This is a genomic window from Spirillospora sp. NPDC046719, from assembly GCF_040645715.1.
Lineage (GTDB): Bacteria > Actinomycetota > Actinomycetes > Streptosporangiales > Streptosporangiaceae > Spirillospora.
The window spans coordinates 1-19,940 of the sequence record NZ_JBEYYT010000157.1 but is presented as its reverse complement, the minus strand read 5'-3'; the positions used below and the strand labels follow the sequence as shown (position 1 = coordinate 19,940).

Sequence of the window (19,940 nt, the reverse complement as noted above, 5' to 3'; positions counted from 1 at the left end):
CTCGCCGGCGGCGCCGTGCGCGCCCGGCACGACGCGCCCGCCGACGACGATCCCGGCGCCGAGCCCGGTGCCGAGGTTCACGTAGACGCCGGTGCCGACGCCCGCGAGCCGGCCCCAGCGCGCCTCCGCGGCGGTGGCCGCGTTCACGTCGTTGTCGACGCGCACGGGCGCGCCGAGGGCGCCGGAGACCAGGTCGGGCAGCGGCAGGTCCTCCCAGCCGGGGACGTTGGGCGCCAGCCGCACCCGCCCCCCGCGGACGACGCCGAACGTGGAGACGCCCACCGCGGCCAGCGTGCCGGGGGTCTCGGCGACGAGGCGGTGCGCCGCGTCCAGCGCCCGGCGCACCACCCGCTCCGCGCCGTCCGCCGCCCGCGTCTCCAGCCGGGCGCGGCGGAGCGGCCTTCCGGTCGCGTCGGCGGTGGCCAGCGCGACCTTGGTCCCCCCGAAGTCGATCCCGAGGATCATGCGGCCTGCGGCTCGGCGCCGGGTTCGGCGAAGGGCTCGCTGATCTCCTTCGGCCCGAACGGCCAGATCCGCTCCAGCCGCGCCCAGACCAGGTACGCGACGACGCCCGCCGCGAGCCAGACCAGCGACAGCACGATCGGCCTGGTGCCCGCCGACTTGTAGATGTAGATCCAGCCCGCCAGCGCGACCAGGCTCGGCAGCGGGTACAGCCACATCCGGTACGGGCGCGGCAGGTCCGGCTGCCGGCGCCGCAGCACGGTGAGGGCGACGATCTGCGCGACCGACTGCACCAGCACGAACACGGCGGTCAGCATGCTGATGACGTCCGTCAGGGTGAACAGCGAGCCGAGCGCCGTGATGACGCCCATCGCGTACAGCCCGAACGTCGGGAACTTCAGGCGCGGGTGCATCCGCGCGAACCACGGCAGGAACAGCTTGTCGCGGGCGGCGTTGTAGGGCACCCGCGAGCCGCCGAGCAGGCCCGCGAACACCGACGCGAACGCGGTGACGATGATCCCGACCGTGAAGACCTGCGCCGCGCCCTTGCCCCACGTCCTCTCCAGGACGAGGGACGCGAACGAGCTGGACTCCTGCGTCTTCTCCCACGGGATCACGCCGAGGATGCCGACCTGGAGCAGGAAGTACAGCGCCATCATGCCGAGGATCGAGAAGACGATCGCCCGCGGGATCACGCGCCCCGGCCGCCGGACCTCCGCCCCGAGGTAGGCCGCCGTGTTGTAGCCGAGGTAGTCGTACACGGCGATGACGAGCCCGGCCCCGAGGCCGTGGAAGAACTTCGACCCCGCGTCGTGCGGGTAGGTGAACGCCAGGTCGGAGTGGAAGTGCGTGAACGCGGCCAGGATCACGCCGAGCACGGAGACCAGCATCACGACGAAGAAGACCGTGGTGAGCAGCCCGATGTCGCCGATCCTGCGGTACAGCGCGGCGACGACGACCGCGACGACGGCGATCGCGAGGACGTGGCCGCCGGTCGACAGGCCGGAGCCGTCCACCAGCGAGGGCCACAGGTAGCCCGCGTACTGGACGAGCCCGATCACCCCGGTCGACATGATCAGCGGGATGAAGAGCACCGCCGACCAGACGAACAGGAACGGCATCAGCCGCCCGGTCCGGTACTGGAACGCCTCGCGCAGGTAGAGGTAGGTGCCGCCGGCGCCGGGCATGGACGCGCCCAGCTCGGCCCAGACCAGGCCGTCGGCCAGCACGATCAGCGCGCCGACCAGCCAGCCGAACATCGCCTGCGGGCCCTCCATCGTGGAGATCATCGCCGGGATGGTGACGAACGGGCCGATTCCACACATCTGGGTCATGTTCACGGTGGTGGCCTGGAACACGCCGAGCCGCCGTTCGAACCCCGAACCCGCGGGAGCGGTCATCGCGGTCTCTCCCTTCTCGTGACCGGACGTCTCGCCCCCGTCCGACGTCGATGCGAATGTAAGGGAGGCTCCCTAACAAATCAATCCCCGCGGCGTGTGCGGTGCCGGGATATGTCAGGCTTTACACGTGCCGAGCAGGGAGACCGCCAACACCACCAGCGTGCTGCGGATCATGAACGAACGCGCCGTGTACGAGCGGATCCGGCTGCTCGGGCCGGTGTCGCGCCCGCAGCTCGCCGCCGCGACCGGCCTCTCCAAGCCCACGATCTCGCTCGCGCTCGCCGACCTGGAGCGGGTCGGGCTGGTCAAGGCGATCGGCCGCCGCACGGGCGGGGCGGGGCGGTCCGCCCGGCTGTACGGGATCCGGCCGGAGACGGGCTGGGTGATCGGGCTCGACGTCGGCCGGGAGTGGATCCGCGCCGCGCTCGCCGACCTGTCCGGCGAGATCGCGGTGCGCAAGGACGTCCGCTCGGTCGGCGCCGGCGGGAGCGCCGAACCGGACGCGCTCATCGACCGGATCGGCCGGATCGTCGACGAGCTGGCGAAGGCCGCCGACGGCGCCGTCACCCACATCGTGCTCGGCACCCCCGGCGTCCACGACGTCGAGAACCGGCGCCTCCGCCTGGCGCCCAACCTGCCCGGCTGGGACGTCCCGGGCGTCACCGGCCGGCTGGCGCGGCGGCTGCCCGCGCCCTGCGCCATCGAGAACGACATCGACCTCGCCGCGCTGGGGGAGCAGGGCTACGGGCTGGGCGAGGGCGTGCCGCACTTCGCGTTCATGTCGATCGGCACGGGCATCGGGATGGGGATCGTCCTGAACGGCGAGCTGCACCGCGGCGCGCGCGGCGCGGCCGGGGAGATCGCCTGGCTGCCGTTCGGCGAGGCCGACCCGAGGGAGAGCCGCTCGCACGGGATGCTGGAGTCGGTCGCGTCCGGCCCGGGGGTCGTGGCCGCCGCGCGGCGGCTCGGCATGACCGGGCCGATCACGGCCAAGCGCGTCTTCGACGAGGCGCGGGCCGGCGACCCCCTCGCGGCGGAGGCCGTCGCGCACGAGGCCGGGCACGTCGCCCGCGCCCTGGCCAGCGTCGTCGCGCTCCTCGATCCCGAGCTGATCGTGCTGGGCGGCGGCATCGGCGGGCACGGCGCCGACGTGCTCCTGGGCGCCGTGCGCGACCGCCTCGAGGCGATGACCCCGCTCGGCGCGCCGCGCGTCGAGGTCTCGGCCCTCGGTGACGACGCCGTCGTCCTCGGGGCCCTGGCCACGGGCCTGGAGACGGCCCGCGACCTCGTCTTCACCCGCGCCGTCACCGAGTCATGAACCGGTCCGGGCAGGCACGCCCCGCCCGGCGCGCTCAGGAGACCGGCAGGGCCAGTTCGGTGGCGAGGGCCTCCAGCAGGTCGGCCTGACGCTGGGGGTGGACGTCGAGGAGGTTGGTGGCGAGGTGCATCTCGTCCGCGCCGGCCTCGGCGGCCCGGTCGATGTTGCGCAACGCGTTGTCGACGAAGTCGGCGGTGGAGACGTCGGTGCCGGGCGGCGCCGGGAAGGTGCTGACCAGGACGGTGCCGGTACCGCCCGCGTCGCGGTACCAGCGGATGTGGGCGCGGGTGTCGTCCCAGTCCACGGCGGTGGTGACGAAGCCGTCCCCGATCCGGGCCGCCCGCTCGACGGTCCGACGGGTGATCGCGCCGAACAGCACCGGGATGCGGTCGCCGTACGGCTTCGGTCCGATCCTGGAGGCCGGGATCCGGTAGTGCTCGCCGTGGAACTCGACCGGGTCGGGTCCCCAGCAGGCGCGCATCGCGGCGACGTGCTCGGCGAAGCCCGCGCCGCGGCGGCCGGCGGGCACTCCGGCGGCGGTGAACTCCTCGGGGATGTAATACGGGGCGAGCCGGGTGCCGCCGCCCTGCCCGACGCCCGCGACCACGCGGCCCCGGGACAGCCGGTCGAGGGTGGCGAGCCGGCGCGCCACGACGACGGGCGGCTGGAAGATCGTGTTCAGGATGGCGGTGGTCAACCGGATCCGCCGCGTGTGGGCCGCCGCCCAGGTCAGCACCTCCAGGACGTCCCACGGCGCCGACTCGGGCAGCCCGGCGTCATTGGTCCAGTGCGGGCCGACGGGGGTGAGGAGCCGGTCGCTGACCGACACGGCGTGGAAGCCGAGCCGTTCGGCGGCCTGCGCGACGGTGACGACGGCGTCGGGTCCGGCGTGGGGCCCGAAGTGCTGGAGGGTGACTCCGAGGCGGGGCATGTCCATCTTCGATCTCCGTTCGTGGTCGCCGGGCGCGCGCGTCCAGGCGAAGGCGTTCCTTCACGGACAGGTCGGAGCCGTCTCCCGGTTCTTGCGCTCGCGCGGCCGGAAAGTTCGAAGAGTTTCTTTCTCCGCAGGATTCAGAGCGCGGATGTCACGGTGACGCGGGCCGGGACGGCGCGGCGCCTCTGCCACCGACGCCGATCGGCAGCCGGACGGCCGGCGGGAGCGGCGCGCCGGGCGCGTCCGCCCGGAACGACTGGATCATGAGGGCCGCGAAGCGCCGCGAGGCCGCCACGCGCGCCGCCCGCGACCCGGCCCGGATGCCCTCGTTCGCCATCAGGGCCAGCACGACGTCCTCGAGCACGATGTCCTCGCGCAGCGCGCCCGCCTCCTTCGCCCGCCGCACGAGTTCGCCCAGGCCGCGCAGCGTGCGCTCGCGCCCCTCGGCGAAGTCGAACAACCGCGGGTACTGCGAGATGAGCGCGTGGGCGAAGCCGCGGTCGAGGCTGTGGACCTCCATCAGCCGCTCGACCACCGTGCGGAACCCCGCCCACGGATCGCCGGCCGCCAGGCCCTCCTCGACGACGGCGATGCACACCGCCATCTGGTCTTCGAAGGCCGCCGCGAGCAGCGCCTCCTTCGTGGGGAAGCGCCGGTAGAGGGTGGCCGGGCCGACGTGCGCGCGGCGGGCGATCTCGCGGATCGGGACGTCCAGGCCCTCGGCGGCGAACGCCTCGCGCGCCACCTCCAGGATGCGCTCGCGGTTGTCGCGGGCGTCCGAGCGGAGTTTCCGAGCCACTTCGTCCGTCACCGCTCTCACTTTAACCGAAGCGGACGGGGTGTTCCGTTACGGTCGGCCGCATGAGAGCAGTCCAGTTCAACGAGTACGGCCCGCCGAGCGTGCTGCACGTCGCCGAGGTCGAGGCGCCGCACGCCGGGCCGGGCCGGATCCGCGTCGCCGTCCGGGCGTCGGGGATCTCACCGGGGGAGACGCTGATCCGTTCCGGGGCGATGCGCGACCTGGTGCCGACCGCGCTGCCGTACCGGACGGGGTTCGACGCGGCCGGGGTGGTGGACGAGGTCGGCGAGGGCGTCACCGGCGTGGAGGTCGGCGACGAGGTGTTCGGCATGGCCGACCCGGCGGAGCGCGGCGCCAACGCGGAGTTCGCGGTCCTCGCCGCCTGGGCGCCCAAGCCGGCCGCATGGAGCTGGGAGGAGGCGGGCGGCGCCGCCGGCGGCGTCGAGACGTCCACCCGGGTCCTCGACCGGCTCGCGGTCGGCGCGGGGCAGACCCTGCTCGTGCAGGGCGCGGCCGGCGGGGTGGGGACGATCGCCGTGCAGATGGCGGTCGCGCGCGGCGCCACCGTCATCGGGACGGCGAGCGAGCGCAACCACGGCTTCCTGCGCTCCCTGGGCGCCGAGCCGACGACGTACGGGGCGGGGCTCGCCGGACGGGTCCGCGCGCTCGCCCCGGACGGGGTGGACGCCGTGTTCGACTGCGCCGGAGGGGCGCTGCCCGACCTCGTCGCCATCGCCGGGGACCCGGCGCGCGTGGTGACGATCGCCCCGGACCTCACCGCGGCGTCCCACGGCGTGCACCTGTCGCACGGGGCGCCGGTCGACGAGACCGGCACGGCCCTGGGCGTCGGCGCCGACCCGCTGGCGGTGCACGGCCTCCCGATCGCGGTGGCCCTGGCGGACGAGGGCCGCCTGCGGGTGCCGGTCGCGGCGGCGTTCCCGCTCGCCGAGGCGGCGGCGGCGCACGAGCTGAGCGAGGGCCGCCACGCCCGCGGCAAGATCGTGCTGGTGGGCTAGGGGCCGCTCAGGGGCGGGCCGCGCAGCTCCTTGGGGCAGGAGGTGCCCCGGGGCATCTTGTAGGGGGCGGCCAGCCGGTAGGTGCCGGCCTTCGGGGCGACGAGCTCCGTCCACGCGTCGCCCGTGGCGTCCGGCTCGGTCGGCGCCAGGCAGCCGTTGGGGTTGACGTACTGCGGCGGCCTGCCGTCGTCGTACTCCCGCATCTGCTTGGACGCCTCCGTCTCGAAGGGAGGCTGGAGGCTGTGGCCGTCAGCGTCGACCAGGCTCAGCCAGGGCGAGTAGGAGATGCGGATGAGGATCCGGCCCGGCGCGCCGACCTTCAGCGTCGTCTCGTTCTGCTCGGCGCGGAGGACGGTCGTGTTCGGCTCGGCGAGGGGAGCGGGGTCGGTGACGGCGTACAGGTGCCAGTTGCTGTCGCTCCACACCTTCTTCAGGTAGGGGAGGCCGTTGCCGACCAGCTCCCGCTCGCGTTCGGCGCCGTTGTCGGGCGCGTCCGCCGGGAGCACGACGTAGTGGACGGCCCAGTGCTTCAGCCAGTCGTGGTACGTGGCCACGGTGAGCGTGCCGTCGTAGAAGAGGTGGTTGCGCTTGATGTCGGCCTGGCGGTTCCAGCCGCGCGCGAGGTTCACGTAGGGGGCGAGGGCCGACGCCTCCCGGTGGGAGCGGGCCGGGACGACCTCGACCCGCCCGCGCTCGGCCCCCGCCTTGCGCAGCTCGTGGACGAGGGGCGCGAGGCGGCGGGTCCAGGCCGCCGCCGGATGGGCCCGGACGACGTCCTGGACCGTCTTGATGCCGATCCAGGTCGTGAACCCGAGGAAGACGAGCACGATCGCGTACCACTTGCGGGAGCGCGGCTCCGTGAACGGCAGCGCGGCGATCAGCGCGACGCCGGTGAACAGCATCGGGAGGCGGGTGATGTTCGTGCCGACCTGGGAGGTGATCAGCGTGGCGCCCAGCACGGTCGCCGACGTCACCACCGCCGTGATCCGGACCGTCCGCCAGTCTCTGGGCACCAGGACGATGACGGCGGCCCCGAAGACGATCGGCAGGATGGCCGACCCCAGGGGCATCGGCTGGGTGCCCGAGAAGGGGAAGAGCCAGGCGGACAGCGCGACCACGACGAGGGGCGCGACGCCGAGGGCGTAGGCGGCGGGCCTGCGCTTCTGCAGGAACAGGGCCGCCGCGACGAGCCCGATGTAGAGCCCGGCCACGGGGGAGCAGGCCGTCGCCAGGCCGGCGAGGGGCCCGGCGGCCGCGGCCTTGGCCCAGCGGTTGCCGCGCAGGACGCGCGGCGTGGCGAAGACGATCGCGGCCGCGGCGAAGGCGAACATCAGGCCGAGGCCGAACGTGACGCGGCCCGACACCGCGTTGCAGACGAGCGCGAGCGCGCCCGCGAGCGAGGGCCAGAGCGGCCGCCGGACGTGCCTGCTGCGCGCCAGGATCACCGTGATCAGCGCCGCCGAGACCGTGCCCGCGATGATCATCGTGGTGCGGACGCCGAGCACCGACATCACGTACGGCGAGACGGCGCTGTAGGAGACCGGGTGCATGCCGCCGTACCAGGCGAGGTTGTACGCCGATCCCGGGTGGCGCCCCGCGAACTCGGCCCAGGCGTCCTGCGCCGCGAGGTCGCCGCCGCTGCTGGCGAGGGTGCCGAGCCACAGCAGGTGCAGGGCCGCTGTGATCGCCGTCACCAGCGTGACCGGGTGGCGCAGGAACCGGTTCAGCGCCGGGCGCCGGGCTCCGGAGCCGTCCGGCGCGCGCCGTTCGGCCGGACCATCGGTCGGCTCCGGCGGTCGCTCGCCGCCGAGCCGGGTCCGGCCCTCGGCCTGCTTCGTGTCGCCGTCCGGGGGCGTGCCGAGCCCCCGGTCGGGATCATGGGCGCGCGGGGCCTGCGCTGCGGTCACTGACGGGACGCTCCATGTCTGTGCTCATGCCCGGCGGGGCGTTATAAACCGGCATATGAACACTACGGGGGGAACGTAGGACATTTCATATCGCCCGCCCCGGCGGCCCCCGGAAGGGGCCGTCCTGCGGCCGGGTGGTCGCCCTCGTTCGGTGCGGCCGATCTGGGCGGTGCCGAGCCGGCCCCGGTCAGTCGGGGCGGGGCGAACCGGGGGCCTGGAGCTGCCCGGCCGCCGCCTCCGCGTCGCGGCGCAGCTCCGGCGGGATCAGTTCGAGGAGCTGGTCCGGGCGGAGGGGCAGGTCGAGGAGGCTGAGCTTCACGCGGCTGCGGCTCGCGTGCTCGCGCGCCGACAGCCGGACGACCTGCCCGGCCTCCGGCACCATCGTCGCGGTGAGCCGGTCCCCGTGCCCGAGCTCGGCGGCCGCCGTCCCGTCGATGTCGAGGGTGATCGGCGCGCTGTCCGCCGCGACGGAGAGGCGGATCCGGTCGGCCGCGCCGAGCACGACGGGCCTGCTGATCCCCGTCATGGGCGCGACCGGGGTGATGGCGACCGCGTTGGAGGAGGGCGACACGATCGGCCCGCCGGCGGCGTAGTTGTAGGCGGTGGAGCCCGTCGGCGTCGAGACGACCAGCGCGTCCGCCCGGTAGTAGCCGTACTGCAGGTCGTTGACGGTGAGGTCGAGGGAGACGGCGCCGGTCCGGGACGACCGGCCGAGGACCATGTCGTTGAACCCGGACCGGGTCGTCAGCTCGATGGGACCGGCGTCCACGCACAGGGCGGCGTGCTGCTCGATGGTGAAGTCGCCTGCGGCGAGCCGTGCCAGCGCCGCGGGCAGCTGCGCCGGGTGCACCTCGGCGAGGAAGCCCAGGTTGCCGTGGTTGACCCCGAGGACGGGCACGGGGCGGTCGATCACCAGCCGCATCGCGCCGAGGATCGTGCCGTCGCCGCCGAGGGCGATCAGCTCGTCGACCTCGGCCGCGAACCGGGCGTCGGGCACGATCTCGACGCCGGGCGGCACCCGGTCCCGGTCGGCGGGCCGGGCCAGCACCCGGGCCGGGCGGTCGCGGGCGGCCGCCATGATCGCGTCGATCGACGGGCCCAGCGGCCTGGTCGGATGGAGCACCAGCCCGACCGCGCCGACCTGCGGTTCCGCACCCATGCCCTCACCCTACGGGGTGCCCTTCCGGCGGGATCGCGTACAGGTGCGTCCAGCCGCTCGGTGAACGCGGCGAGGTAGACCTCGCCCGCCGCCCCGGCGGCGAGGGCAGCAGGTGAAGAGGCCGCCGAGGGAGAAGGCCGCGAGAAGATCGTCTTGATTTGACATCTTGTATAGGCATCAGTCAGGACGTACGTTCGTCGCGTGAGCAGCCGCGTGCCCATCCTCTGGCCGGCCAGGGGCCGGCCGGTTGAGGGCGCCGACCCGATCGGCCTGCTCGCCGACGCCGCGTCCCACCTCCCGGCGCCCGCGCTGGACGACCCGGACGCCTGACGCGGATGAGCGCGCGGACCGCCGTCGCACCCGCACGCGGGCCGCCGGCGCGTCACCGCGTCGCGGACGGACGGCCGGCAGCGTCGACGCCCACGGGCTCCCACCCCCCGCCGCCCCTGCGCCGTGCCGCGCGCGAGCCGTCACCATGCCGCCCGCATCCCCGGGGACGTCCGCCCCCGCCGTGCCGGCGCGCACCCGCCAATGGTGAAACGAGACCCCCGCGAAGGAGTGGGTGATGACGACCACGCGACCCTGGCCCGACACGGAACCCTGGTCCGAGGTGTTCGGCGCGAGCGACCGCCTCGACGTCTCTCCGGCGCTCGCCGGGCTGCGCAAGCGGCCCCTGTGCCGGATCCGGCTGCCCTACGGCGAGCCCGCCTGGCTGGCCACCCGCTACGAGGACGTCAAGGTGGTCCTCGGCGACCCGAGGTTCAGTCGCGCCGCCGCCACGGGACGCGACGAGCCCCGCTCGCGGCTCCACATCGGGTCGCCCGGCTCCCTGCTGCGCCAGGACCCGCCGGAGCACAGCCGGCTGCGCAGGCTGGTGGCCAAGGCGTTCACCGCGCGGCGCGTGGAGCTGCTGCGCCCCCGCACGCGGCGGATCGCCGGCGATCTCGCCGCCCGGATGCGGGCGCAGGGGCCGCCCGCCGACCTCGTCGAGGACTTCGCGCTGCCGCTGCCGATCACCGTCATCTGCGAGCTGCTCGGGGTTCCGGTGGAGGACCGCACGGACTTCCGGCTGTGGTCGGACGCGTTCCTGTCCACGACGCGGTTCACCCGGGACGAGGTGACCGAGTACGTGGGACGGATGCGGGACTACATGGCGGGCCTCGTCGCCGAGCACCGCGAGACGCCCCGCGACGACCTGATCGGCGCGCTCATCGAGGCGCGCGACCGGGACGACCGGCTGTCGGAGGAGGAGCTGCTCGCGATGGCGGAGGGGATCCTGGTCGCCGGGCACGAGACGACGGCGTCGCAGATCCCCAACTTCGTCTACGTGCTGCTGACCCATCCCGAGCAGCTCGCGGCGCTGCGCGCGGACCCGGACCTGATCCCGCGGGCGGTCGAGGAGCTGATGCGGTACGTCCCGCTCGGCGGCGGCGCCGGCAGCGCGCGCTACGCGCTGGAGGACGTCGAGCTGGGCGGGGTCACCGTCCGGGCGGGGGAGCCCGTCGTCGTCGCGTTGCAGTCGGCGAACCGGGACGAGTCGGTCTACTCCGATCCCGAGACGTTCGACCCGCGGCGCGGCGAGGCGTCCCACGTCGGCTTCGGGCACGGCCCGCACCACTGCCTCGGCGCCCAGCTCGCCCGGATGGAGCTCCAGGTCGCGCTGCGCACGCTGCTGGACGGCTTCCCGGGACTGCGCCTCGCGGGACGGGCGGACGACATCGTCTGGAAGGTCGGCTCGGCCACCCGGGCGCCCGAGCGGATGCCGGTCGCCTGGGACGGGCCCGGGTCCCCCGGAAGGGCGAGCGCATGACGTGGCTGGTCGAGGTGGACGGACGGGCCTGCATCGGCTCGGGCATCTGCGCCGGGACGGCACCCGGCCACTTCGCCGTCGTCGACGGCACGTCGCGTCCGGTCCGCGACGAGGCCGAACCGGACGACCGGGCCCTCGACGCCGCCGAGTCCTGCCCCGTCGAGGCGATCACCATCCGCGCCAAGGAGACGGGCGAGGTGCTGGCGCCCGAGGAGTGAGGAAGGCGTGGCGGCGGTGCCGCGCCCGGCGCTGCACCGCCACCGCGCCTCGGAGGGCGGAGGCGAACCTATACCTCCGCCTGATGTTGCCTTGCCCGCCGGAGCGGAATCCTCCGCGGAGGTCCCCGACATCCGGAAGGCGTGAGTGGAGGACGGACGCAGCGGCGGCGTCGTGGTCGTCGGCGCCGGATTCGCCGGGCTCGCGGCGGCGCACGAGCTGGCCGGCGCGGGCGCGCGCGTGGCGGTCGCCGAGGCCCGCGACCGGGTCGGCGGCCGGGTGCTCACCCGCCTGCTCCCCGACGGGACGCAGCTGGACCTCGGCGGGCAGTGGGTCGGGCCGAGCCAGCACGAGATGCGCGAGCTGATCGCCCGGTACCGGGTGCCGACCTATCCGACGCCGGAGTACGGCCGGGCCATCGTGGACTACGAGGGCGCGCTGGTCGACGCGCTACCGGCGGAGGTCATGGCGCTGCGCGGCGAGCTCGACCGCCTCAGCCGCGAGGTGCCGGTCGACGCGCCCTGGACACATCCGCGCGCCCGGTCCTGGGACGGTACGACGCTCGCCTCGTGGCTGGCCGCCCGGACGAGCGACCCGGCCGTCGCGCGGGCCGTCGCGCGGCAGACGGCCGGGGGCCTGCTGTCGCTGGACGCCGCCGACGCCTCGCTCCTGGAGACGCTGTTCTACCTGGTCAGCGGTGACGGGCTGGACGTCCTGGTCGGTTTCGCGGGCGGCGCGCAGGCCGAGCGGCTCGTCGGCGGGCCGCAGGAACTCGCGAGCCGGATGGCCGCCGCCCTGCCCGCCGGCACGATCCACTTCGACGCTCCGGTCCGGCGGATCGAGCACGGCCCAGGGGGCGCGGTCGTCCACGCGGGCGGCCTGCGGCTGGAGGCGGCCCACGTGATCGTCGCGATCCCGCCCGTCCTGGCCGGGCGCATCGAGTACGACCCGCCGCTTCCACCGCGGCGGGACGGCCTCACCCAGCGGATGGCGTCCGGATACGCCCTGAAGACGCACGCGGTGTACCAGGAGCCGTTCTGGAGGGCGCGCGGCCTGTCGGGGATCAGCTTCAGCAGTGCCGGCGTCCTCACCGAGACCGTGGACAACACCCCGCCCGGCGGGCCGAGCGCGGTCCTGACCTCGTTCGCCTACGGCGCGGACGCGCACCTGCTGCGCGCGCTGACGCCCCGGGACCGCCGCCGCGCCGTCCTGGACCGGCTCGGCGAGCTGTTCGGCGACGAGGCGCGCGACCCGGTGGCGTACGTGGAGTTCGACTGGTGCGCCGAGCCGTGGACCCGCGGCTGCTTCTCGGGCCACCTCGCGCCCGGCGGCTGGACCGGGTTCGGTCCGGCCCTCCGCGAGCCCGCCGGCGTCCTGCACTGGGCGGGCACCGAGACGGCCACGCGATGGAACGGCTACTTCGACGGCGCCGTCCAGTCCGGCCGCCGCGCCGCGGCCGAGATCCTCATCGGCCCGTGAGCTGGCCGCCGCGCTGAATGCTTGATACAAACTACGTATCAACGTCTCAGAGCGGGTGATGCGGTATGACCGACGTCGACGTGAAACCGGGCCGGACCGAGGCGGGCGCCATCCCCGGCCGCGGCTCCCTCATCTGGCGGTACGCGGGGGACTGGCGGGGCGCGTTCAGCGGCCGGGCGGTCCTCCTCCTGCAGGTGGCGCACCCGGTCGTCGGAGCCGGGGTCGCCGAGCACTCGGAGTTCCTGGAGGACCGCTGGGGCCGGCTCCTGCGCACCGTCGAGTCGACGATGAACTTCCTCGGCTACCGGGGCGAGGAGCGCGGCCGGCGGGAGGCCGCCCGGCTGCGCGAGATCCACAAGGACATCAAGGGCGTCGACGCGCGGGGCCGCCGCTACCACGCCCTCAACCCCGAGGCCTACCTGTGGGTGCACGCCACCCTGCTGCACGGCATGATCCAGACGCAGCGGCTGTTCGGCACGCCCCTCACACCCGACCGCGAACGCGTCCTGCACGGCGAGTGGGCGCGGCTCGCGCTGGCGCTGGGCATCACCGAACGCCACATCCCCGCGAGCCCCGCGGCGTTCCGCGACTACTTCGACACGATGGTGAACGAGCGGCTGGAGGACAACGCCACCGTGCGGCTGCTCATCGAGCTGGACCGCAGGCCGCTGCCGCCCCCGCCGCGCTGGCCGCTGCCCGACCTCGCCTGGTCCGGCGTCGCCGGGCCGCCGACGGTCATGCTGGGTCGGATGGGCGTCGGCTGCCTCCCGCCCGTCCTGCGGGAGCGGTTCGGGCTGCGCTGGACGCCCGCCGACGAGCGGCGCTTCCGGCTGTTCGCGCAGGCGATGCGCGCGGGCGACCGGGTGCTGGTCGACCGGCTGCGCTACTCGCCGATGGCGGCGCGCGCCATGCGGCGGGCCCGGCGCGGGCACTAGGCTCGGGGGCACCATGACCGAGCCGACGGACCGGGCGCCGCTGCCCGACCTGCTCGCCGACCCGGAGGTGTCCGGCCCGCAGGTCGACCGGATCCTCGACGCGGCCCTGGAGCTGTACGGGACGTTCGGGCTGCGCCGCACCACCGTCGACGACGTCGCCCGCGCGTCCGGGCTCGGCCGCGCCACCCTCTACCGGCGCTTCCCGACCAAGAACGACCTGGTGACGGGGGTGCTGCTGCGCGAGGCGCGGCGGTTCTTCGCCGAGCTGGACGCCGCCGTCGCGGCCTGCCCGACGGTGGAGGAGCGCCTCGTCGAGGGGTTCGTCGCGACGCTGCGGATCAGCCGTGAGCAGCGGCTGGTGAACCGTCTGCTCGTCCTGGAGCCCGACCTGCTCCTCCCGCACGCCACCGGCCGCGCCGGCCCGCTGCTCGCCGCCGCGCGCGGCTACCTGGCCCGCCGGCTCCGCGCCGCGCAGCGGCAGGGCGACGCCGGCGCGTTCGACCCGGAGGTGGTGGCGGAGATCCTCATCCGGCTCACCCACTCCCTCCTGCTCACGCCGGAGGGCCACATCCCGCTGGACGACGACGGCGCCCGGGCCTTCGCCCGCCGCTACCTCACCCCGATGATCCGCTGACCCGGTGCCCGCCGCGCCGCGGCGGGCACCGTGCCGGGACCGGTCAGGCGTCGTACCCCATGATCGCCTTGGTCTCGAGGTACTCCTCGAAGCCGAGCGCGCCCCACTCGCGGCCGTTGCCGGACTGGCGGTAGCCGCCGAACGGCGCGTTGAAGTCGGGGCCGGCGCCGTTGAGGTGGACGTTGCCGGTGCGCAGGCGGCGGGCCATCGCCCTGGCGCGGTCGGGGCTGCCGGAGATGTAGCCGGACAGGCCGTAGAGGGTGTCGTTGGCGATGCGCACCGCGTCGTCGTCGTCCTCGTAGCCGATCAGCACGAGCACCGGGCCGAAGATCTCCTCGCGGGCGATCGTCATCTCATTGGAGACGTGCGAGAACACCGTCGGGCGCACGAAGTAGCCGGTCTCCAGGCCCTCGGGCTTGCCGGGGCCGCCGACCTCCAGCCTGGCGCCCTCGCCGATGCCCTTCTCGATGAGCTGCTGGATCCGGCCGTACTGCGTGGCCGACACGACCGGCCCGATCCGCGTGGTCTCCTCGCGCGGGTCGCCGACCACGATGCCGCGGGCGGCCTCCGCGGCGATGGCGGCGGCCTCCTCCATGCGCGCTGCCGGGACGAGCATCCGGCTGGGGGCGTTGCACGACTGGCCCGAGTTGGTGCACATGTTGCCGACGTCCCGGGTGATGACGGCCTTCAGGTCGGCGTCGTCCAGGATGATGTTGGCGGACTTGCCGCCGAGCTCCTGCGCGACCCGCTTGACGGTCGGGGCCGCCGCCCGGGCCACCTCGATGCCGGCGCGGGTGGACCCGGTGAACGACACCATGTCGACGTCCGGGTGCGCCGACAGCGGCGCGCCGACGCCGAGGCCGTCGCCGTTGACGAGGTTGAACACGCCCGCCGGGACGCCCGCCTCGTCGAGGATCTCGGCGAACAGGATCGCGTTCAGCGGCGCGACCTCCGACGGCTTGAGCACCATCGTGCAGCCGGTGGCGAGGGCGGGGCCGACCTTGCAGGCGATCTGGTTCAGCGGCCAGTTCCACGGGGTGATCAGCCCGCAGACGCCGACCGGCTCGCGGGTGACCAGGGTGCCGCCCATCGGGCGGTCGAACTCGAAGTCGGCCAGCACGGCGCGCGCGGTGCCGAGGTGGCCGAGGCCGGCGACCGCCTGCGCGGCCCGCGCCAGCGAGAGGGGCGCGCCCATCTCCTGGCTGATGATGTCGGCGAGCTCCTCCAGCCGCCGGGTGTAGACGGCGATGACGGAGTCGAGCAGGTCGAGCCGCTCCTGCCTGCTCGTCTGGGAGAACGTCTCGAACGCCTCCTTCGCCGCGGTGACGGCGGCGTCGACGTCCTCGGCGCCGCCCATGGCGATGGAGGTGATGGCCTGTTCCGTGGCCGGGTTGACGACCTCGAGCGTCGTGTCGGTGCGGGGCGCGACCCACCGGCCGCCGATGTAGAACTGCTTGACGTGGTCCATGGGCTTCCTCCGGCAGGGAACGGGCCGTGCTTCGTTGCACGCTCAACATACGAAACCCGTTCGGTCCGGTAAACGCCCGCCCCGGGCGCGCCGCCGAAGCGCACGTGAATCTCTTTCATGTCCGTTACCGGGCGGACGCGTGATCGCGGTCGTCCCGTTACCCGCGCGGCCCACGCTGTGCGGTCATGAGCCCTCGCCGCGATGGTCCCTCCCGCCGCTCCTTCCTCGCCACCGGTGCGGGCGTCGCCGGCGGCGCCGCCGTCGCCTCGCTGCTCCCGCCGTCGGTGCACGCCGCGCTCGCGCAGCCGGTGCGGTCCGGCGGGCTGGAGTCCATCGAGCACGTCGTGTTCCTGATGCAGGAGAACCGCGCGTTCGACCACTACTTCGGGACGCTGCGCGGCGTGCGCGGCTTCGGCGACCGCAACGCGATCGAGCTGCGCGACGGGCGTCCGGTGTTCGAGCAGCCGGGCCTGCTGCGGCGCGTCAAGCCGTTCCTCGCCCGCGACGCGATCGGGCACGGGCCGTTCACCGACGTCAACTACATCGCGGGCGTCGACCACGGCTGGGACAGCGGCCAGAAGGCGCGCGGCGACGGATGGCACGACGGCTGGATCGCCGCCAAGCTCATGCCGACGATGGTCCACTACGACCGCCGGGACCTGCCGTTCCAGTACGAGCTGGCCGACACGTTCACCGTCTGCGACGCCTACCACTGCTCCGTGTTCGGGCCCACGAACCCGAACAGGACGTACCACTGGACCGGGACGATCGGCTACGAGGCGAACGGCCACCGCGCGGTCGAGAACGACGCCTACGACGAGGCGAACCATCCCGGCTACGCGCAGACGTCCTACGTCGAACGGCTGTCGAAGGCGGGCCGGACGTGGAAGGTCTACCAGGAGTGGGACAACTTCACCGACAACCCGCTGGAGTTCCTCACGACGTTCAAGGGGATCATGCGCAAGGCGCTCGCGGCGGCCGGCTCGTACAAGAGCCTCACGGAGTTCTACGGCGCCGTCGCGGGGGCCGGCGCGGACGACCGGAAGAGCATGCTGGCCGCGCTGGACAAGGGCGTCGCGGCGCTCCCCGCGCCTGAACGCGACCTGTTCGAACGCGCGCTGCGGCGGAGCGAGGGCGGCACGCTCGGCGCGGCGTTCCGCGCCGACGTCGAGGCCGGACGCCTGCCGGAGGTGTCCTACATCGTCGCGCCTGCCGCCGAGTCCGAGCATCCCGGGTCCGGCAGCCCGATCCAGGGCGCGGGCATCACCTACCAGGTCCTGGACGCGATCGCCTCGAACCGGCGGGCGTGGGAGACCACCGCGCTGTTCCTGCTGTTCGACGAGAACGACGGCTACTTCGACCACGTGCCGCCGCCGCTGCCGCCCGCGGACGCCGCGGACGAGCACGCCGACGGCAAGCCGATCGGGCTGGGCTTCCGCGTGCCGATGACCGTCGTCTCGCCGTGGACCGCGGGCGGGTACGTGTGCTCGGAGGTGTTCGACCACACCTCGACGATCCGCTTCCTGGAGCGGTGGCTCGGCGTCCGCGAGCCGAACATCAGCGCCTGGCGCAGGACCGTCGCGGGCGACCTGACCTCGGCGTTCGATTTCCGGCACCCGGCCGGCCCGCCGTCGGTGCCCCGGCCCGGGACGCCGCCGAAGTTCTACCTGCGCTGGCCCGCGCTCCCTCCGGTCGTCCAGAAGGACCCCGTTCCGGAGCCCGGGACACGCCCGGCGCGCGCGCTGCCCTACCGCACCGACGCGTCGGCGCGCCTGGACGGCGGCGCCCTGGTCGTCACCATGACCGAGCGGGGCACCCGCGCCTCGCACCTCGCGCTGTACCCGTACGCGGGCGAGTTCGCGACGCCGCGCCACTACGACGTGGCCGGGCGCGCGGTCGAGCGGGTGGCGCTGAAGAACGGGCGGTACCGCCTCACGCTGACGGGCCCGAACGGGTTCCGGTGCGAGTTCGCGGGCGCGGCCTCCGGCGCGGCCGCCGGGGCCGACGTGACGTCGCGCGCCGCCGCCGGCGCCGGCCGCATCGACATCACCGTCCGGAACCGCGGCACGCGGCCCCTCACGTTCACCTTGAGCGCCCTCGCCTACGGCAAGGCGACCCGCAAGGCGACGGTGGCGGCGGGCAGGAGCGTGACGGTCTCCTGGGCCACCGAGCACGGCTGGTACGACGTGGAGGTCCGCGCGGCCGAGGACGGGGCGTTCCGCCGCCGCCTGATGGGTCACCTGGAGAACGGCCGCCCGTCGGTCTCCGGCTGACCGGCGGGCGGGAGCCGCCCCGCGGGCGCGGGGCGGCTCAGGCCTCCTCGACGACCATGAGGGTGTTGCCCTCGGGGTCGCGGAACCAGAACATCGGCGGCACCGGGCCGCCCATGCGGCTGACCTCGGCGTCGACGTCGGCCCCCGCGGCCTTCAGCCGCGCGTGGAAGCCGTCGATGTCGGCGGTCGACAGCGCGATGCCGGTGTCCCGGCCGCCCGCCTCGGTGCCCTCGGGCGGCGGGCAGAGCGCGATCGGCGTCTCGGCGCCCTCCGGGGCGACCTCGATCCAGCGGTAGCCGCCGCCGAACGGCTGGTCGGCGCGCTTGTCGAGGCCGAGCGTCCCGCAGTAGAACTCCAGCGCCCGGTCCTGGTCGCGCACCGGAATGATCACGTTCGCGACCTTGCGGACGGCCGCGGTGGTGGTCGTGTCGCCCATGGCGTTTCCCCCTTCTGTGTCGACCGGTCGGGTGTCGATCGGTCCGTCGATGAGGCAGACCGGGGGAGCGCCCGGAACTCATCGCTCCCCCGGCACCGGTTCCCGGCGCGGGCGCGAGCATGCCCGGCCGACCAGGGCGCCTTGACGGACTACTTGCCGACATGTGCTCACTCTTGTACGTTACTGGCGCATAAGGCGCACAAACGAGCAATTAGGAGCCTCGGTGTCGTTCGTTCTTGAGGAGATCGCGTCGCAGCCGGGCTGCTGGGAGCGCGCCGCCGAGCTGGCGGACGGGGTGGACGGGCTGCCGGCGCGGGGCGAGCGCGTCGCGGTCGTCGGGTGCGGCACCTCGCTGTTCATCGCCCAGGCGTACGCGGCGCTGCGGGAGGCGTCCGGGGCGGGGGAGAGCGACGCCTTCCCGGCGTCGGAGTTCCCGCACGGGCGCCGCTACGACCGGGTGGTGGCGATCTGCCGCTCCGGCACCACCACGGAGGTCCTGGACCTGCTGCGCGGGACCGACCTGCCGACCACGGCGCTGATCGGGGACCCGCGGACGCCCATCATGGACCTCGCCGGCGCCCGCGTCGTGCTCGACTTCGCCGACGAGCGCTCCGTCGTCCAGACGCGGTTCGCGACGACCGCGCTCGCGCTGCTGCGCGCGCACCTCGGCCTGCTCCCCGCGGACCTGATCGAGCAGTGCCGCGCCGCGGTCGAGGCGCCGCTGCCCGAGGGCGCCGTCGAGCGCGGCCAGTTCACCTTCCTCGGCGCGGGCTGGACGAACGGCATCGCCAACGAGGCGGCGCTGAAGGTCCGCGAGGCCGCCGGCGCGTGGACCGAGTCCTACCCGGCGATGGAGTACCGGCACGGCCCGATCAGCGTCACCGACGAGCACAGCCTGACCTGGTTCTTCGGGACGCCGCCGGAGGGCCTGCCCGAGCAGGTCGCCGCCACCGGGGCGCTGGTCGAGGCGTCGGGCGCGGACGCGATGGCGGACCTGGTGCGGGCCCAGCGGCTCGCGGTGGCGCTGGCCGAGTCCAAGGGCCTGGACCCGGACCGGCCGCGCAACCTGACCCGCTCGATCATCCTGTCCTGATGATCCTCACGGTCGCCCTCAATCCCGCCTGGGACGTGACCTACCGGGTCCCCAGGCTGACGCCGCACGGCTCGCACCGCGTCGCGTCGGTGCTGCAGCGCCCCGGCGGCAAGGGCCTGAACGTCGCCCGCGTCCTGCACGCCCTCGGCGAGGAGACGCTGGCGACGGGGCTGGCGGGCGGCGCCACCGGGGCCCTGGTGGCGGAGGGGCTGGAGGTCCCGCACGCCTTCGCGGCCATCGCGGGGGAGACGCGGCGGACCGTCACGGTCGTCGACACCGACGCGACGATCTTCAACGAGCCGGGACCGGACGTCCGCCCGGACGAGTGGGCGGCCTTCCAGGAGTCGTTCGCGGCGCTCGCCGCCCGGGCGTCGGTGGCGGTGCTGTCCGGCAGCCTGCCGCCGGGAGTGCCGGAGGACGCCTACGCCGTCCTCACCCGGCTGGCCCGGGACGCGGGCGCCCGCGTGCTGGTGGACGCGGGCGGGCCCGCGCTGCGCGCCGCCGCCGGCGCACGGCCCGACCTGCTCAAGCCCAACGAGGCGGAGATGGCCGCGGCGGGCCTCGACGGGGCCGCCGCCGGCGCGGACGGCGCGCTGGTCGT

At 74.5% G+C, this 19,940-nt stretch carries 19 protein-coding genes; 11 read left to right on the top strand and 8 right to left on the bottom strand.

Going from position 1 to position 19,940, the window contains the following annotated elements:
• A partial coding sequence (locus tag ABZ914_RS25390; RefSeq protein WP_500196208.1) for an ROK family protein occupies positions 1 to 465 on the bottom strand: 465 nt, incomplete at its 3' end.
• On the bottom strand, positions 462 to 1,862 hold the full coding sequence (locus ABZ914_RS25385) for an APC family permease (protein WP_500196207.1): 1,401 nt from the start codon (positions 1,860 to 1,862) through the stop codon (positions 462 to 464). The genes ABZ914_RS25390 and ABZ914_RS25385, both read right to left, overlap by 4 nt.
• A gap of 127 nt (positions 1,863 to 1,989) precedes the next feature.
• Here ABZ914_RS25385 and ABZ914_RS25380 point away from each other — a divergent pair, with 127 nt between their 5' ends.
• Positions 1,990 to 3,180, top strand: coding sequence for an ROK family protein (locus ABZ914_RS25380; protein ID WP_500196205.1), 1,191 nt, complete (start codon positions 1,990 to 1,992; stop codon positions 3,178 to 3,180).
• A 34-nt stretch (positions 3,181 to 3,214) separates the two neighbouring features.
• Here the strand turns inward: ABZ914_RS25380 and ABZ914_RS25375 are convergent, their stop codons facing one another.
• Both ABZ914_RS25375 and ABZ914_RS25370 read right to left on the bottom strand, forming a co-directional pair.
• A complete protein-coding gene (locus ABZ914_RS25375) occupies positions 3,215 to 4,117 on the bottom strand; it encodes a TIGR03619 family F420-dependent LLM class oxidoreductase (RefSeq protein ID WP_500196203.1) in 903 nt (300 codons plus the stop codon).
• Between the two features lie 148 nt (positions 4,118 to 4,265).
• Positions 4,266 to 4,925, bottom strand: a complete 660-nt coding sequence (locus ABZ914_RS25370; protein ID WP_500196202.1) for a TetR/AcrR family transcriptional regulator — start codon at positions 4,923 to 4,925, stop codon at positions 4,266 to 4,268.
• A 50-nt stretch (positions 4,926 to 4,975) separates the two neighbouring features.
• Here ABZ914_RS25370 and ABZ914_RS25365 point away from each other — a divergent pair, with 50 nt between their 5' ends.
• Entirely contained in the window at positions 4,976 to 5,929 is a 954-nt protein-coding gene (locus ABZ914_RS25365; RefSeq protein WP_500196200.1) for an NADP-dependent oxidoreductase, read from the top strand.
• Here ABZ914_RS25365 and ABZ914_RS25360 read toward each other — a convergent pair.
• Entirely contained in the window at positions 5,926 to 7,836 is a 1,911-nt protein-coding gene (locus ABZ914_RS25360) for a DUF8823 domain-containing protein (RefSeq protein WP_500196198.1), read from the bottom strand. The two genes, ABZ914_RS25365 and ABZ914_RS25360, sit on opposite strands and share 4 nt — an antisense overlap.
• A 187-nt stretch (positions 7,837 to 8,023) precedes the next feature.
• Positions 8,024 to 8,995, bottom strand: coding sequence for an NAD(+)/NADH kinase (locus ABZ914_RS25355; protein ID WP_500196196.1), 972 nt, complete (start codon positions 8,993 to 8,995; stop codon positions 8,024 to 8,026).
• Positions 8,996 to 9,196: 201 nt separating this feature from the next.
• Here ABZ914_RS25355 and ABZ914_RS25350 point away from each other — a divergent pair, with 201 nt between their 5' ends.
• The 6 genes from ABZ914_RS25350 to ABZ914_RS25325 all read left to right on the top strand — a co-directional run bounded on the left by ABZ914_RS25350 (position 9,197) and on the right by ABZ914_RS25325 (position 14,069).
• Positions 9,197 to 9,325, top strand: a complete 129-nt coding sequence (locus tag ABZ914_RS25350) for a hypothetical protein (RefSeq protein ID WP_500196194.1) — start codon at positions 9,197 to 9,199, stop codon at positions 9,323 to 9,325.
• 235 nt (positions 9,326 to 9,560) lie between these two features.
• Entirely contained in the window at positions 9,561 to 10,805 is a 1,245-nt protein-coding gene (locus ABZ914_RS25345; RefSeq protein WP_500196192.1) for a cytochrome P450, read from the top strand.
• Complete coding sequence (locus tag ABZ914_RS25340) at positions 10,802 to 11,023, top strand: ferredoxin (protein WP_500196190.1); 222 nt, start codon at positions 10,802 to 10,804, stop codon at positions 11,021 to 11,023. The genes ABZ914_RS25345 and ABZ914_RS25340 overlap by 4 nt, the downstream gene beginning before the upstream one ends.
• Positions 11,024 to 11,168: 145 nt before the next feature.
• A complete protein-coding gene (locus ABZ914_RS25335) occupies positions 11,169 to 12,500 on the top strand; it encodes a flavin monoamine oxidase family protein (RefSeq protein ID WP_500196189.1) in 1,332 nt (443 codons plus the stop codon).
• A gap of 65 nt (positions 12,501 to 12,565) precedes the next feature.
• Positions 12,566 to 13,435: an oxygenase MpaB family protein gene (locus ABZ914_RS25330; RefSeq protein ID WP_500196187.1), complete on the top strand. Its 870-nt coding sequence runs from the start codon at positions 12,566 to 12,568 to the stop codon at positions 13,433 to 13,435.
• A 13-nt stretch (positions 13,436 to 13,448) separates the two neighbouring features.
• Positions 13,449 to 14,069 (top strand): TetR/AcrR family transcriptional regulator, encoded by a 621-nt coding sequence (locus ABZ914_RS25325; RefSeq protein ID WP_500196185.1) that lies wholly within the window; start codon positions 13,449 to 13,451, stop codon positions 14,067 to 14,069.
• A 43-nt stretch (positions 14,070 to 14,112) separates the two neighbouring features.
• On the opposite strand, the gene ABZ914_RS25320 is transcribed toward ABZ914_RS25325, so the two are convergent.
• Positions 14,113 to 15,537 (bottom strand): aldehyde dehydrogenase family protein, encoded by a 1,425-nt coding sequence (locus ABZ914_RS25320; RefSeq protein WP_500196183.1) that lies wholly within the window; start codon positions 15,535 to 15,537, stop codon positions 14,113 to 14,115.
• A 185-nt stretch (positions 15,538 to 15,722) separates the two neighbouring features.
• Here ABZ914_RS25320 and ABZ914_RS25315 point away from each other — a divergent pair, with 185 nt between their 5' ends.
• Positions 15,723 to 17,810, top strand: a complete 2,088-nt coding sequence (locus ABZ914_RS25315) for a phosphocholine-specific phospholipase C (RefSeq protein ID WP_500196181.1) — start codon at positions 15,723 to 15,725, stop codon at positions 17,808 to 17,810.
• A 37-nt stretch (positions 17,811 to 17,847) separates the two neighbouring features.
• Here the strand turns inward: ABZ914_RS25315 and ABZ914_RS25310 are convergent, their stop codons facing one another.
• Positions 17,848 to 18,246 carry a VOC family protein gene (locus tag ABZ914_RS25310; protein WP_500196179.1) on the bottom strand — a complete coding sequence of 133 codons (399 nt, stop codon included), beginning with the start codon at positions 18,244 to 18,246 and terminating at the stop codon, positions 17,848 to 17,850.
• 223 nt (positions 18,247 to 18,469) lie between these two features.
• Between ABZ914_RS25310 and ABZ914_RS25305 the strand changes: the two genes are divergently transcribed.
• On the top strand, positions 18,470 to 19,339 hold the full coding sequence (locus ABZ914_RS25305; protein ID WP_500196178.1) for an SIS domain-containing protein: 870 nt from the start codon (positions 18,470 to 18,472) through the stop codon (positions 19,337 to 19,339).
• On the top strand, positions 19,339 to 19,940 hold a 602-nt coding region (locus tag ABZ914_RS25300), incomplete at its 3' end, for a 1-phosphofructokinase family hexose kinase (protein WP_500196176.1). The genes ABZ914_RS25305 and ABZ914_RS25300, both read left to right, overlap by 1 nt.

What these genes read in the sequence shown, in the direction of transcription:
- ABZ914_RS25340 (WP_500196190.1), top strand. Translation starts at nt 10,802, where the DNA reads ATGACGTGGCTGGTCGAGGTGGACGGACGGGCCTGCATCGGCTCGGGC.
- ABZ914_RS25345 (WP_500196192.1), top strand. Translation starts at nt 9,561, where the DNA reads ATGACGACCACGCGACCCTGGCCCGACACGGAACCCTGGTCCGAGGTG.
- ABZ914_RS25310 (WP_500196179.1), bottom strand. Translation starts at nt 18,246, where the DNA reads ATGGGCGACACGACCACCACCGCGGCCGTCCGCAAGGTCGCGAACGTG.
- ABZ914_RS25330 (WP_500196187.1), top strand. Translation starts at nt 12,566, where the DNA reads ATGACCGACGTCGACGTGAAACCGGGCCGGACCGAGGCGGGCGCCATC.
- ABZ914_RS25320 (WP_500196183.1), bottom strand. Translation starts at nt 15,537, where the DNA reads ATGGACCACGTCAAGCAGTTCTACATCGGCGGCCGGTGGGTCGCGCCC.
- ABZ914_RS25325 (WP_500196185.1), top strand. Translation starts at nt 13,449, where the DNA reads ATGACCGAGCCGACGGACCGGGCGCCGCTGCCCGACCTGCTCGCCGAC.
- ABZ914_RS25385 (WP_500196207.1), bottom strand. Translation starts at nt 1,862, where the DNA reads ATGACCGCTCCCGCGGGTTCGGGGTTCGAACGGCGGCTCGGCGTGTTC.
- ABZ914_RS25355 (WP_500196196.1), bottom strand. Translation starts at nt 8,995, where the DNA reads ATGGGTGCGGAACCGCAGGTCGGCGCGGTCGGGCTGGTGCTCCATCCG.
- ABZ914_RS25315 (WP_500196181.1), top strand. Translation starts at nt 15,723, where the DNA reads ATGAGCCCTCGCCGCGATGGTCCCTCCCGCCGCTCCTTCCTCGCCACC.
- ABZ914_RS25365 (WP_500196200.1), top strand. Translation starts at nt 4,976, where the DNA reads ATGAGAGCAGTCCAGTTCAACGAGTACGGCCCGCCGAGCGTGCTGCAC.
- ABZ914_RS25375 (WP_500196203.1), bottom strand. Translation starts at nt 4,117, where the DNA reads ATGGACATGCCCCGCCTCGGAGTCACCCTCCAGCACTTCGGGCCCCAC.